At 70.2% G+C, this 12,809-nt stretch carries 5 protein-coding genes; all 5 read right to left on the reverse strand.

Annotated elements, in window-relative coordinates:
- Window positions 1–56: 56 nt before the first annotated feature.
- The 5 genes from VGK32_02295 to VGK32_02315 all read right to left on the reverse strand — a co-directional run bounded on the left by VGK32_02295 (window position 57) and on the right by VGK32_02315 (window position 12,781).
- Window positions 57–4,586, reverse strand: coding sequence for a DEAD/DEAH box helicase (locus VGK32_02295; GenBank protein HEY3380565.1), 4,530 nt, complete (start codon window positions 4,584–4,586; stop codon window positions 57–59).
- Between the two features lie 19 nt (window positions 4,587–4,605).
- The gene (locus tag VGK32_02300) at window positions 4,606–5,394 is read right to left on the reverse strand and encodes an FHA domain-containing protein (protein ID HEY3380566.1); all 789 of its coding nucleotides are present in this window, start codon (window positions 5,392–5,394) and stop codon (window positions 4,606–4,608) included.
- A gap of 2 nt (window positions 5,395–5,396) precedes the next feature.
- Entirely contained in the window at window positions 5,397–8,867 is a 3,471-nt protein-coding gene (locus tag VGK32_02305) for an FtsW/RodA/SpoVE family cell cycle protein (GenBank protein HEY3380567.1), read from the reverse strand.
- 216 nt (window positions 8,868–9,083) lie between these two features.
- Window positions 9,084–11,048: a protein kinase gene (locus VGK32_02310; GenBank protein HEY3380568.1), complete on the reverse strand. Its 1,965-nt coding sequence runs from the start codon at window positions 11,046–11,048 to the stop codon at window positions 9,084–9,086.
- 23 nt (window positions 11,049–11,071) lie between these two features.
- Window positions 11,072–12,781, reverse strand: coding sequence for a protein phosphatase 2C domain-containing protein (locus tag VGK32_02315; protein ID HEY3380569.1), 1,710 nt, complete (start codon window positions 12,779–12,781; stop codon window positions 11,072–11,074).
- Between the last annotated feature and the right edge of the window lie 28 nt (window positions 12,782–12,809).

Consider the following 12,809-nt stretch of genomic DNA (forward strand, 5'->3'; position numbering starts at 1 on the left):
GCGATCGAGCCTGTGCGGCCTCTGCGGGTTCGGGGATAGAATTTCGAGTTTCCGGCTCAGGAACGCCCGGCGTCTTTCGGGGGCGCGGCCTGGAACCCCGTGGCGCGCCGCCCGAAGCCGGCGTCGACGAGGTACGGCGCCAGCGGGTGGCGCGTCGCGTCCACACCATCGATCTCGCCAATCAACATCCCATCGCGTTCGCTGCCGCCGGTGGCGAGCGCGTAGAGCATGCGGGCGACCTCGCGCGCCACGAGCGTGCGTGATGGCTCGTCCTCGGGCAGGAACGTGAGGAACTGGCGATCCGCCCTTCCGACGTACGCCGCGAGGCTGCCGTTGACGAGCGCGACGCCCGCGCCGGCCGAGCGCGTCGGACCGCGCCGCGCCTCGCGTCCCGGCTCCGTCGCCGACGGCCACCGCAGGATGGCACCATATGGATTCGCGGGATCGGTCGCAGCCAGATAGACGGTCTGCGGCACGTCGGGTTCGTCGCCTACCGAGCGCAGGAGGTCCACCGCCCCCGGCAACGCGAACTGGGTGGCGCCCAGGTTGCCCACGAAGTAGCCGCGCCGGATCCGACCGGCTTCTTCCATCGCCTTGAAGACGTCGTACACCGCGCTGAACCCGCCGGGAAGGTACTCGACCGCCACCGCCTCGCGTGTGACGACCCCGTGACGGGCGAGCAACTGCTCCGCGACGGCCGCCGCCCATTCGGTCGGTGACGCGGGCCTTCCGACGCAAGACGCGACGAGCGACCACCGCCCCTCAGCGGTGGGCGGCGTCAGCCTGCGCGACCGAAATGCGCGGGAGCCGTCTCGTCGGCGCTGACGGGGTGGGGGCTGCGTGAACGCCCGGAGCGCATGGAAGGTGTCGTTCGTCACGACGCCGCGCCAGGTGAGATCCCACAGCGTCTCGACCGTGTCCCCCGGGTATCCGCCTCCACACGCCGCGTGAATGGCTGCGAAGAAGCATGCCCCTTCGCGTCGGAGGTGCTCGATGATCGTGCGCGCCCGATCGTCGGGCTCAGCGGCGAGGCCCACGGCGGGCGGCGACAGACGGGCCAAGTGATCGGTCAGGTACAGGGCGATGCGGCCGTCGCGCTCGCCGATCGGATCGAGGCCGGTCCACACGATTTCGCCGGCGCCAGCCAGAAGGTCGAGGTCCGATGGGCGGTAGCCGTCGAGCCGCGCGGGCAGGATGTCGCGCTCGAGCAGCGAGGCGACGAGCGGCGCGCCCTGCAGTTGCTCGACGACATCGAGCAGCGCGTCCACGCCGCGGCGGCGCAGCGCCAGGCCGTGCCACGTCACGGCCAGCCGCCCGAGCGCAGCGGCACTGACCGGCTCGACCTGATGGCGAAGGCGCGCGAGCGACCGTTGTCGAATCTGACGGAGGGCGTCGGCCTCACACCACTCGTGGCCGACGCGCCCGGGGCGGAACGCGCCCTGGAGCAGGCGGCCGCGGGCGGCCAGCCGTCCCAGCGCAAGGGCGGCCGTGCCGGGCGCCAGGCCGAATCGTGCGGCCAGTTCCTCGGTGGTGAAGGGACCGTGCGTGCGCGCGTAGCGCAGCGCGAGATCGCCGAGCGGGTCGGCGACCGGCTCGAGCAGCGCGTCGGGGAGGCCGGCCGGCAGCCGAACCCCCAGCGCGTCGCGGTAGCGTGCCGCGTCTTCGACCGCAATCAGGCGGGCATGCCCCGCCACCCTCAGTTCGACTGCACGGCGTGCATCGAGGAGCGACCGGGTCGCGCGCACGACCACCTCCGACATCGCACGCGCCCGAATCTCCGGCACGCTGAGATCCCCCACACGAAGCAGCAGATCGTGCAGGCCATCCGCGTGACGCACACGATACCGTTCGTCGGTGTGCTGCAACTGCTGCTCGACCTCATCGATCACCGCGGGGTCGAGCAGTTCCCGCAGTTCGATGTTACCGAGCAGGTCCTTGAGTTGCGTCTGGTCGACGAGCAGCGCCTGCGCCCGTCGTTCGGCGAGCGGCGCGTCGCCGTCGTAGATGAAGTTGGCGGTGTAGGAGAAGAGCAACGACGCCGCGAACGGCGACGGCGCCTCGGTATCGACGACCGCCACGCGCATGGTCCGGTTGGCGACGCGGGCCAGCACGTCGGCGAGCGCCGGCACGTCGAACTGGTCGCGAAGGCACTCGCGATAGGTCTCGAGCAGCGCAGGAAACGACCCGAAACGAGCCGCCACCGCCAGGAGATCGGAGGCCCGCTTTCGCTGCCGCCAGAGCGGGGTCCGGGCGCCGGGCCGCCGTCGCGGCAGGAGCAGGGCACGCGAGGCCACCTCCCGGAAGCGCGCGGCGAAGAGCGCCGTGCCGCCGAGTTGCTGCAGCAGCAGCCGCTCCGCCTCGTCGGGAGACGGCAGCAACAACGCCGGATCCGGGGGCTGGTCCGCGTCCGGAAACCTCACGACGAAACCGTCGTCGGACCACATCGTCTCGACGTCGAGGTCGCGCTGCTCGCGGATCCTCGCCTCGGCCACCATGGCCCAGGGAGCCAGGACCTGGCCGCCGAACGGGGCCAGCAGGCACACGCGCCAGTCGCCCAGTTCGTCGCGGTAACGTTCGATCACGATCGTCCGGTCGTCCGGGACCGCCTGCGTGGCCCGCTCCTGATCGCCCAGGTACTGCAGCAGGTTCTCGGCGGCTGTGCGGTCGAGGTCATGGTCGCCAATCAGCCGGGACAGCGCAGCGCCACGAGACATCCCGCGCAGTTCCCGAACCAGGCGGCCGATGCCCAACCCGAGTTCGAGGGGCCGCCCGGGACGGTCGCCGTGCCAGAACGGCATCTTGCCCGGTTGGCCGGGCGCGGGCGACACGAGCACCCGGTCGTGGGTGATCTCCTCGATCCGCCAGGTGGACGCGCCGAGCACGAACGTCTCGCCGACGCGCGACTCGAACACCATCTCCTCGTCGAGTTCGCCCACGCGCGCTGCCTTCTTGCCGGCGCCGGCGAGGAAGACGCCGTACAAGCCACGGTCGGGAATCGTCCCGCCGTTCGCGATCGCCACACGCCCCGCGCCCTGCCGTGTCGTGAGGGCGCCGCCGATCCGGTCCCATGTCAGGCGAGGGCGCAACTCCGCGAACTCGTCCGACGGATACCGGCCGGAGAGCATGTCGAGCACGCTTTCGAACATCGGCCGGGAGAGCGCCGCAAACGGCGCCGCGCGGCGAACGACGGCGAACAGATCGGCGATGGGCCACGGTTCGACCGACACCATGGCGACGATCTGCTGCGCCAGCACATCGAGCGGGTTCCGGGGGTATCTGGTCGCCTCGACCCGCCCCTCGTGCATCGCCCGCGTGACGGCAGCGCAGGCCACGAGGTCCGCGCGAAACTTCGGAAAGATGATGCCCTCGCTGACCGCGTTCACCTGGTGGCTGGCCCGGCCGATGCGCTGCACGCCGCTTGCCACTGACGGCGGCGCCTCGATCTGGATCACCAGGTCGATCGCCCCCATGTCGATGCCGAGTTCGAGCGACGAGGTGGCCACGAGCGCCGGGATCCGCCCGGCCTTCAGCGCCTCCTCGATTTCGACGCGCTGCTCTCGGGCCAGCGACCCGTGGTGCGCCCGGGCGATCGTCTCGCCGGCCAGTTCGTTGATTGCGCCGGCAAGCCGCTCGGCCAGGCGCCGGCTGTTCGCGAACAGCAGCGTGCTGCGGTGCGCCCTGATGAGTTCGAGCAGGCGCGGGTGAATGCTCGACCAGATCGACGGCGCCGCCGGACCCTGAGCGGTCGGACCGCTCGGGATGTCGCCCGGCCTCGCGAGCTTCGCGAGATCCTCGACCGGCACCTCGACCGTCAATTTGAGCGGCTTCGGCTGCTGCGCATCGACGGTCGTGACCGGACGGTAGCGGACGGTCGGCTCGTCACCACCCGGCGCACCAGCGACATCCGCCCGGTCGCCATCCGCTCCGCCGAGAAACCGCGCGACCTCTTCGAGCGGCCGCTGCGTGGCCGACAGGCCGATCCGCTGGAGCGAACCCGCGCACACGGCCTGCAGGCGCTCGATCGACAGCATGAGGTGCGAGCCGCGCTTGGTCGGCACCAGGGCGTGGATTTCGTCCACGATGACCGTCTCCACCGATCGCAGAACCTCGCGAGATCGCGACGTGAGCAGCAGGTAGAGCGACTCCGGAGTGGTGATCAGGATATCGGCCGGCTCGCGGAGGAACCGCGCGCGTTCGGACGCCGGCGTATCACCCGTGCGGATCGAGACGGCGGGCACGACATAGGCATCCCCACGCGCGTCGGCAAGGTGCGCGATTCCGGTGATCGGCGAACGCAGGTTGCGCTCCACGTCCACGGCCAGCGCCTTGAGCGGCGAGACGTAGAGGACCCGGCAGCGCCGATCCTTCGGCGGCAGCGGCGCGAACATCACCCGGTTGATCGCCCACAGGAACGCTGCCAGCGTCTTGCCGCTGCCCGTTGGCGACAGGATCAACGTTGAATCACCGCGAGCGATCGCCGGCCAGCCGAGCGATTGTGGCCGGGTCGGCTGGCCGAACGACGAGACGAACCATCTCTGCACGGCGGGGTGGAAGAGCCCGAGCGGACGGGGCGTACGCCTGGTCACGGAGTGATCGTACAGGGACTCACCCAATCTCGAACCGGAGGCACGCTTGACCGATGTAGATCTCGTCGCCCGACTGGAGCTTGGTCCCGCGCGGGCTGCCGCTCGGGAGCGCGATCGTGCGGCCCTCGCGGAAGACTCGCGTGCCGAACGAGCTTCGATCGTCGAAGAGCCGGTATTCGCCGGACGCCGTGACCGTGATGTGAGCGTGCGCTCGCGACACGGTCTGGTTGATGCTGCTGTCGCTGTCGGCAAACACCACCTGGTTGCGGCGGACGACGCGCCTGTCCTTGTCCACCACGTCGGCAATCCGCCCGATGTTCGTGCGCTCGCCGCTGAGCAGATAGCTCCTGCGGGTCGTCTCGCCCTTGACGACCGAGAGATGCGCCGGCCCGGCGGCAACCTGCACCTTCGTCGCGCCGCGCTCCTGCTTCTGGCAGACCACGCGGAAGACGTGGCCGGTTTCCCAGTCGGATCCCGCGCGGCGGACGAACTTCACCTGGACGTCCAGGCCGTGCGGGCGCGGGCAGCCGGCCATGCGCAGCCGCTCTTCGACGGCGGCCGCCAGTCCGGCGTCCTCGCCGAGAACGGCCTCCATCGACGCGCGCTGCCGGGCGTCGCCGGCCACGACTTCGATCGTGACCCGGTCGTACGGGAACACGTGACGCGACCGGCCGGCCGGCTGTACCTGCTCCTCGACGTGGTCGAGCGCCGCCTTCCGGATCTCGATCGGCTGCAGCGCGATATTGCTGCGCGATGCGAGCCGCTCCAACCGCTTCTCGACCTTCGCCACCTTGTCCAGGATGCCCATAGCTACCTGATCACTTCCAGCTTCTTCGCGGCCGTCACGATGTTTCCCGCGATCGGCGCCGCGGCGGTTCCGCCGTGGCCGCCATGTTCCACGAGCACGGCAAACGCGATGCGACTGAACGTTCGCGGTGGAGCCGTCGCCGGTGCTGCGGTCGCGGGGGGTGCGGCGCTCGTCGCCGGCACCGCGACTGGGATGCTCGCCGGCCCGCCGAACGGCGCGAAGCCGATGAACCACGCGTGCGCCCCGGCGTCCTGCACTTCGGCCGTGCCGGTCTTGCCCGCGATGGGCGGCTGCAGGTCCTTGAGGCTCCGGCCGGTCCCTTCCAGCACCACGCGCCGCATGGTGTGGCCGAGGCCCTGCGCCAGCGGCGCCGTCAGCACCGGGCGCGGAGCATCCGTGCGACGATTGGTCTCGTCGACGATCCATCGGCCCTGCGGCATCGCACCGTCGGCGGCTATCGTCGCCGCCACGCGTGCCATCTTGAAGGGCGTGGCCAGCACCTGCCCCTGTCCGTAGGCCGCGAACGGCAGCGTGTCGCGCACCTGCTTCGCGCTCTCGGGCTGGCCGAGCGAAATCTCGAAGAGCCCGGCCGTCTCCTGCAGCGCCGGCGCGCCGAGCTGCAAGCCGAGCTGCGCAAAGTACGCATTGCACGACACGATGAGGCCGCGCTCCATTTCCGTCGTCCCGTGCGGGGTCTTGTCCGCCGGGTCGTCGCGGATCGGTCGGTTCCAACCCGGGAGCTGCTTGCCCACGCGCCCATCGGGCAGCCGCTCGCACGTGAACGCCTGGTGCGTGAGCGCCGTGTCCTTGCGCAGGGCGGCCGTGGCCGTGACGACCTTGAAGGCCGACCCCGGCGGATAGAGACCGTACCGCGCGCGGTCCAGCAGCCGCTCATCCGGGTCGGTGGTCGTCGTGTCGTTGGCGGGCTTCACGGCAAGACCCGGCGAAACCGACGGCCATGGATAGCTGACCGACGCGAGCAGGTCGCCGTCGGGCGTGAGCACGACCGCCGCACCCTCCTTCTGCCCGGCCCGGTCGACGCCGGCTTTCAGGATCGAGGCAACCTGGAGCTGCAGCCGGATGTCGATCGCGAGCCGAATGTCGCGTGGCCGCGTCAGGAGGCGCTGCACCGTTTCGTCCTGCGGCTGATACCGATGACGGAGCAGCGGCAGCAGTTCGGTGAGATCCCTCCGGATGACCTTGGTCACCTTTCCGGTTCGCGAGTCCGTCACGTCCACGACCCGGGCATGGTCGTTGTACCCGCGCAGCCGTGCGTCGCTGTCGCGTTCGATGAACGACGTGTTCCCGGCCGCCCAGTTCACCTGGCTGCGCCAGTCGCCGAGCAGATGGAAGGTCACCCCGCCGAACGGGTAGCATCGCGACGTGGTGGCCGGGCAGACGTCGGTTGGCGCGATGCCGAGCGCCGTCAGTTCCGTGGCGTGCGCCTGGAGGTCCGCCACGCGGCTCGTGGCCAGCGGAATCCCGTTGCGGTCGGTGATCGTCCCCCGCACGATCTGCTGCGCGGCGGCCAACAAGCGCGGGTTGTACTCGAAGCGCCGGACGCCGTCGGCCTGAACGGTCAGCGCGGTGGCGGCCACCGTGCGGTCGGCCGCGAACGTCTGCAGGAAGCCGACCCGAACGACCACGGCGATGAGCACCGCGGCCATGGCCCCGGCCACCCACCAGACCGGCCGCGCGAACTCCGGCTTGTCGTCGTGAACGGCGCTGCCCGCGCTGATCGAGAGCAGGATGCCGAACGCGAGGAAGTTGGCAATCATCGACGAACGGCCGTAGCTCAGGAACGGCGTCGCGACGCCCGTGAGCGGCATCAGACCGAGCAGCCCCGCCGAGATGAGCAGCAATTGCAGGAAGATGCCGAGCGTCAGGCCGAGCGCCAGGAAGCACGTGTAGTCGCCGGGCGCCCGCAGGGCTATCCGCAGCGAGCGATAGGCGAGCACGCCGTTGAGCACGAACACGACCGCGAGTCCGACGAGCCCAAGTTCCTCGCCCACCGCCGCGAGAATCAGGTCCGTGTGGCCCGCCGGAATGACGTGCGGATCGCCCAACCCGAGCCCCGTGCCAGTCGCCGCGCCGGTGCCGAGTGCCCAGAGCGCATGGGCGATCTGATCGCCGCCGCGCACGGGGTTGTCCCACGGCGACAGCCACATCTGGATCCGCTGCACGACCGTGTGCGGATAGCCGAGCGCGTAGCCGCACGCAAAACCGGCGGCGAGCAACAGCAGGCCGATGGCGACCATCGTGACGCGGCCGCGCGCGACGCCGTACATCGCCAGGAACACGCAGGCGAGCACGAGTGCCGGCCCAAGATCCTTCTGCAGGAAGAAGAAGAGCAGGACGAGGCCCATGCCGATCAGCACGGGCAGCACGTAGTCGAATCGTGGCACGTCGAGGCCGAGCCGGCCGGCCGCCCCGAGCTTCGGCTCCTTCAGCGCGCGCAGCAGTTCCCACCGGTTCGCGAAGTATCCGGCCAGGAACAGGACCACCAGCACACGAATCGCCTCGACGGGTTGCACGCCCATCAGGTTGACCTTCGCATCGCTGCTGCCCGGCCCGCTGCCGAACGCGATGAGGAGCAGCGAGAGGGCGACGGCGCCGAGGAGGGGCACGTAGCTGAGTTTGCGCAGCAGCGACCGCTGGAAGCTGAACGCCGCGGCCGCCGCCAGGACGAGGCAGCCGACGAGCGTGCCCTGAGCGAAGCGTGCGTAGAATGCCGCGTCGCGCAACGGATCGCGCATCCCGACCATCATGACGAAGCCGATCCCGCACAGGACATGGACGATCGGCAGCAGCACCGGATCGGCGGCGGACCGGCGCAGCCGGAGCCAGGCGTGCGCCAGGTAGAAGCCCGGGAAGAACAGGGCGATGGCGAGCCACAGTTGGCCGCGGTACGAGGCCGGCGTACGGACGACGAGCGCTCGACGCAGCGCCGCGAGCTGTGCCGGCGTGAGCAGGGAGATCTTGACGTCGGGCTGCGCCGGCGTCGGCGCCACGACGGCCGCCAGTTGCGCGCGGCGTTCGGCGAGACGATCGCGGAAGGAGAGCAGGCGGCGCGACGACTTCAGGTCGGTCTCCGTCAGCGCGATCGTGCCGAGCGCGTTCACGCCCTGGATCTGCCGACGCGGGCTGCCGGTCCCGTCTGGCGTGTTGAGCCAACTGGCGAGCCGGTCGGCGACGAAGCGGCGTTCGCCCGCGTCGGCCAGGACTGTTTCGAGCAGCGGGAGCAGTTGTTCCGAGCGATCGACCTCGTTGAGGTTCACGAGGCGGCCCGCAGTCAGCGCGGGCGCGGCGTCCGCCAGGGCGGATCGCTGCGCGGAGTACACCAGCCACAGGCCAGCCACGGCGACGAGCGACGCCGCCAGGAGCCCCACGAGTTCGAAGCCGCGGCCCCTCGCCCGGCGGGTTGCGACCGCCGTCTCCGCCCGCTCGGCCGCCGTGCTGTGCGTCATCCGCATCGGCAATCACACCTTCCAGCCAAAGACGGTCTCCGTGATCACGAACAACGCAGAGTCCGCAGGGGGCGCGGAGACAACGAACGCCGTGGGTTCCAGCTCCGCGTGCCCTGCGACCTCTGTGTCGAAATCGGCTTCCCGTACTTCGCCAGCCGCCTCATCGTCCTGTGTTCTTCGTTCTGCGTTTCCGGTTCAGGATGCGTCACCACACATCCACTGCTAGCCCTCCGTGGGCGCGGTCAGGCCGTCCAGGCGCTTCTGGACTTCGTCCAGTCTGGCCTGCACCTGACGCATCACCGCGCTCACCTCACCAAAACCGATCGCTTTGCCGTAGATCTCCAGCGCGTGGCGATAGTCGTCCGCCGCTTTCTGCAGGCAGTCGCGCTCCTGCGCCAGGCCGCGTACGCTGCCTGCTTCACGACGCATGCGGTCCGCACGGCTGCGATACCCATCGCCGATCTGGACGAGTTCCCGATTGCCGGGACGGTACCCGCGCGTCTCGGCCTCGTGCAACGCGGCGATCGCCTTGTCGAGATCCTCGAGGCCGTAGACATAGGTCCGCGCCAGACCGAGGTACGGATCGGGCCAACGGTTGTCGAGGCGGGCGGCGTCCTCGAAGTCGACGACCGCGTCGTGCAGCGGCTGCGCCGCGGCCTGCCTGCCGCGCTTCCGCGCTTCGCCGGTGATCCGCTGAACCTGGCCTTCGCAGTACCGCAGCCGTGCGGTCAGTCGCTTGTCGCTCGGATCGAGGCGCAACGCGTCGGTCAACCAGCCCGCGGCGTCGCGCCACTGGGCTTCGCGGACGACGGGCGCATCCTGCCGGTAGTCGCCGATCACGCGTTCCGCCTGCTCGAGGAGCCGATCCTTGAGCTGTCCGCGCACGCCGACCAGGCCGATGCCAAGCAGGCTCCGATGCGACAGGTCCTGGTATTCGTTCCAGACGCCGTGCATCTCGGGGGGCTTTGCGGTGGCGACGTCCGCTCGCAGCTTCTTGGCCGCGCTCCAGACGATGGCCTCGTTCCCGACGACGCCGATCGACCCGAGGACGACGGCGATGGCGGCGAACCGTCGCGCGCGCGTCAGGCGCAGAGCCCAGGCGGTTGGCGCGACCGGGACCGCAACCGCTTCGGCGGCCTCACCGCCCGGCCGTGGAACCGGCGGCGGCCCGGCGAGCGTTCTCCGCGTCGCCTCGCTGTCCGCGTCCAGGTCGAGGGCGTGCTCCGGCTCGATCGTCCGGCGCGTGATCTCGGCGTTGGTGTCGAGCGGCGTCCCCTCGAGCACGGTGCGCCGAGTGGCCTCGTGCTCCGACTCGGCGAGCCACTCACGATCCGCCCGTGTTTCCCGGCCTGCCCGGAATGCGTCGAGGTCGGCGCGAATGTCGCCAGCCGATTGGTACCGTCGGTGGAGATCGCCGGCCAGCAGTTTGAGCACCAGGCGGACCAGTGCCGGCGGAACTGAATCGGGCAGCGGTGGAGGAGGCTGGCGCGACCGAATGCGGGCCTCGAGCTTCGAGTTCGTCTCGGCCTCGAACGGCGGGGTGCCGGACAACATCTCGTACAGGAGGATCCCGACCGACCAGAAGTCGACGTGGATGTCCACCTCGCCGCTCTCGAGGCGTTCGGGCGACAGGTACGCCAGGCTGCCGAAGTCGTTGCGCGTGAGCTTGCGACTGAGCGCAAGGCCCTTGGCGATCCCGAAGTCCAGCACCTTCACGTGGCCGGCGAGATTCAGCCGGACGTTCTTCGGCTTGATGTCGCCGTGGATGATTCCGCGCAGCTTCCGATCGTCGAGCGTCGCCTCGAATTCGTGGGCCTTCTGGAGGAATTCGCAGACTTCCGACGCAACCCACGCCGCAGTCTCGGCCGCCAGCGGCCCGCGTTCGATGCGCTCCGCGAGGTCCTCGCCGTCCACGTACTCCATGTCGATGCAGAAATACTCGTCGATCGTCGCGTACGCGTGCACGGCCGGCACGTGGCTGTCGACGCGGCTGAACTGATCCTGCAATGCGGCTCCGCGGCACTCGGCTTCGCAGATCTCGCGCGAATCGCGGTCCGGCTTCTGCTCGACCACCTTGAGCGCAATCTCGACGTTCCGGGCCGTGTCACGGGCCAGGTAGACATCGGCCATCCCGCCCCGCCCAAGGCGGCGAATCAGCCGATACTTGCCGAAATCACGGTCGAGCATAAAGGAGGCTCAAGGCTCGAGGCTCAAGTCCTGGGAGTCCTCGCGCGGGGCGCGGGCGGTGCCGGCTTCTGCGCCGCATCGTCTGCGTTCCGCCGCACGATGTTGTCGCGGAGCACCTCGGCGAGTCTCGCCGGTTGCAGTCCCACGATCTGGTCGGGCCGATTCTGGCCGGTGACGATGTTGCCCGAGAAGAAGGCGTCGGCCCTCTCGCGGATCTCGATGCCGGGCTTGCCGGCGCCCTCCGGCTCGCGGCCGCCTCCCGGTGTCGGGCCGCTCCCGTTGGACGCGACCACGTTGTTGATCAGCCGCGGAAACGCCTCGGGTTCGACGATCACGCCGACGCCTGGATTCGACGCGATCCGACTCCCGCGCAGCACGCCGCGCGATCGGGGCGCGAACACCACCGCCGCGACCTCCGCAGCCGTCACCTCCACATCGCTGACCTCGGCTTCGCCATCCTCGATCCGCACGCCGATGCCGAGCCGGCGTTCGGGGAGGCCGGAGATTCGGAAGCCGACCAGTTGAGCCTGCTCGCGAATCGTCACCGCCGGCGTGTCGAGGGTCAGGCCAGGACGGGGCACCAGGATCGCCTCCCGGGAATCTCGGCTCACGAGTCGAATCCCGCGGTCGAGCACGATGGGCGCATCGTAGACGCCGCGTTCCACCTCGATCGCGTCGCCGCGTTGCGCGCGCTTGAGCGCCGCATCGATCGTCGCGGCGTCCGCGTCCGGCCCGGCGCCGACACGCCACGTCCGGGACCACGACGTCGGCCGCGTGGCCTCGAGCAGCCGGCCGGAGAGGCCGTCGATCGTCGACAACGCCCCGTACGCCGCGGCGAGGCCGATTCCGCACCCGACCAAGACCGCACCCGCGATCCAGCCCCACGGCCATCTCCGTGCCACACGCACTGCGGGCGCGCCAGTACCTCGCCCCGCGCCGCCGATGCGGCCGCGCCGCCGCCGGGCGGTTTCGGCGAACCGCGGTCCCGCGACGAACACCGCCGTCACGTTGTCCTTGCCGCCTTCGTCGTTCGCCGCCTCGATCAGCCGGTCCACCACCGCCTGCGGCTCGGCGGCATTCCCGTACACGATGTCCCCGATGGCCGACGAGGTGACGAGATCGGTGAGGCCATCCGTGCAGATGAGCAGCGCATCATCGTCCGAAAAGGGGCCGTCGAGGACTTCGATGAAATCGTCGTCGCCGGGCTCGTGCGGCTCGGATCCCACGTCGCGGAAGATCTCGTTGCGGCGCGGGTGGCGCATCGCATCGAGTTCGTCGAGTTCGCCCGCGTCCTCGCGCTCGCCGACCGGCGAGTGGTCGTGCGTCACCTTGGTGATCTGCCCGTCGCGGCAGATGTACAGGCGCGTGTCGCCCACGTGGCCGACGGTCAGGCGGCCGTCGCGCACGAGTGCGGCCGTCAGCACACACGCCATCCCGCTCCACGCCGGATCGGATTGCGCGAGGTGGTGCACCTCGTTGTTGGCCAGCGTGATCGCTTCGCGCAGCCGCTCGGCGGGGCTCCCGGTCTCGCGCTCGAGCCGCGCGCGGATCATCGACCGTGCCGTCTCGGCGGCTTTCTCGCCTGCCGCCTGACCGCCGACGCCGTCGATGACGGTGAACAGACCGCGTTCGGCGTCGCAGTGGAACCGGTCCTCGTTGTTCTCGCGGACGAGCCCGGCATGACTCGCGGCCGCCGCGACGAGCGGTGGGCGGGGCGCGATGGTGCTAGGCATCGTTCGACACGGCGCGGAACACGAGACC

The organism is Vicinamibacterales bacterium (assembly GCA_036504215.1).
In the GTDB taxonomy this organism is placed as follows: Bacteria; Acidobacteriota; Vicinamibacteria; order Vicinamibacterales; family Fen-181; genus FEN-299.

Excerpts from the sequence above, each read along its gene's own strand:
- VGK32_02305 (HEY3380567.1), bottom strand. The coding sequence starts at position 8,867 with ATGCGGATGACGCACAGCACGGCGGCCGAGCGGGCGGAGACGGCGGTC.
- VGK32_02315 (HEY3380569.1), bottom strand. The coding sequence starts at position 12,781 with ATGCCTAGCACCATCGCGCCCCGCCCACCGCTCGTCGCGGCGGCCGCG.
- VGK32_02310 (HEY3380568.1), bottom strand. The coding sequence starts at position 11,048 with ATGCTCGACCGTGATTTCGGCAAGTATCGGCTGATTCGCCGCCTTGGG.
- VGK32_02300 (HEY3380566.1), bottom strand. The coding sequence starts at position 5,394 with ATGGGCATCCTGGACAAGGTGGCGAAGGTCGAGAAGCGGTTGGAGCGG.